The organism is Lentzea kentuckyensis (assembly GCF_002150765.1).
Classification (GTDB): Bacteria; Actinomycetota; Actinomycetes; order Mycobacteriales; family Pseudonocardiaceae; genus Lentzea; species Lentzea kentuckyensis.
On sequence record NZ_MUYM01000244.1, the window covers coordinates 1 to 1,715 of the forward strand.

Below are 1,715 nucleotides of genomic sequence, written 5' to 3' on the forward strand. Positions count from 1 at the left end.
ACACCGCGACGCCACCGGCCAGCACCCCACCGGCCAACACCCCGCCGATCAACACGCCACCGGCGAACACCCCACCGCCGCGGCCGGACACCGCCGTCCCACCGGCGAACACGCCGAAGCCCGAGACCAACGCTCCCCCGGTCCAGCCGAAGCCGGCCCCCGACACGAACGTCCCGCCGCCCGCACAGACGCGTCCGGCGCCGGCGGCCGACGTGCCACCGGCCAACCCGAACACCAACCCGCCCAACCCCGGCGATCCGAGCGTCAAGACGCGGCCCGCGCCTCATGCGAGCGGCCCGTCGACGTCGGCCGACCCCAACACGACGACGAACCCCGGCGCGGCACCCGGACTCGTCGTGGCGCCGGTCGTCACGCCGGCACCGAACCAGACGCCGAACAACCAAGGTCAGCGGTCCGGCAACAACTCGGACAGCGACACGGACAGCGACACCGACTCGGTGTACGAGGACGCGGTCGAGCCGACGGCCCAGCAGCGGGTGGACGGCTACCGGGCCCAGAACCCGGCGAAGGACGACGCCAGCCACCAGTTGGTGGACGGCAACTACGTGCACGCGCCCAACAAGCCGTCGGAGTTCGTCGGCATCAGGGTCGACGAGAACACCACGGTCGGCCTGACGCCGTACATGACCAAGCAGTGGTTGGCGGACAACGGGATCACCGTGCCGCCGAGAAGCACTGTCGAAAATGCGATCCACCCGCTGCTCTACGACGCCGAGCTGGGTGGCGGCAACCGCAAGCCCGAGGTGTACGGCGTCGACAACGCCGCGGACTTCCACAGCGAGATGCAGGGCATCGCCGCCGAGCAGAACATCCAGGAACAGCAGAACGTCCTGGACGCGGTGAACGACCTCGCCACCGACATCACGAACAAGTACCCGCCGGACCAGTACAACTACGTCGGCCTGGGTCGCAGCCCCGCGGCCGTGGTCGCCGCGCTGCAGAACCAGGGTCACGGCGCGGTGTCCATCCCGCTGTCGAACTTCCGGCCGCTGCCGGCCGACCCGAACTCGATCCTCGCCCCGGCGTACAACGGGCCCGACGGCAAGCCCAAGACCGAGCCGATGACCGACCAGCAGCAGGACATGCTGGACCAGCACTTCAACGAGTTCCTGGGCGACCTGCCGCCCGGTAAGAACGTGCTGCTGATCGACTACACGCAGGGTGGTCTGTCACTGGTGTCCGCACAGCACCAGCTGCAGGAGCACCTGAACAACAACGCCGACCCCGACGTTCCGGCTCCCCACGTGCAGGCGTTCGCGATCCACGAGGCGACCAACCGCAACGACATCAACAACACGATCAACGCCGCCGCCCAGCCGGGGTCGCGCTTCCAGGGCCTCTACGAGAGCTACATCGACTCCACCGGCCGTGCGGACGCGCGCCAGGACTTCAAGAACAGCATCGAGACGCACGAGATCCCGTTCCGGCACCCGCTGGGCGACGCGTTCCGCAAGGAAGCCTTCGACGACCTCGCCGAGCACGGGTCGTACAAGATCCTCGACCAGAACCCGGACACGTTCCAGCAGGACCGCCCCCACAAGACCCCGAACACCGATCCCGGCGTCACGCCGGCCTACGAGGTGCTGAAGGACGCCGTCGGGGACGGCAGGCCCAGGCCGACGCCCGACACCGACGCGGACACCCAGGACAACACCCGCTCCGCGCCCCCGCCCCCCTGTCCCCTATACACATCT

The 1,715-nt window shown here is 69.1% G+C and carries 1 protein-coding gene and 1 pseudogene; one reads left to right on the plus strand and one right to left on the minus strand.

The genetic code is table 11. The annotated features are described in order from the left end of the window. Positions 1-235: pseudogene (locus tag B0F77_RS49545) on the minus strand (hypothetical protein); the annotation flags it as partial. Between B0F77_RS49545 and B0F77_RS48560 the strand changes: the two are divergent. Further along, positions 213-1,715: hypothetical protein (locus B0F77_RS48560; protein WP_211294386.1), on the plus strand; the 1,503-nt coding region annotated here is incomplete at its 3' end. The pseudogene B0F77_RS49545 and the gene B0F77_RS48560 sit on opposite strands and share 23 nt — an antisense overlap.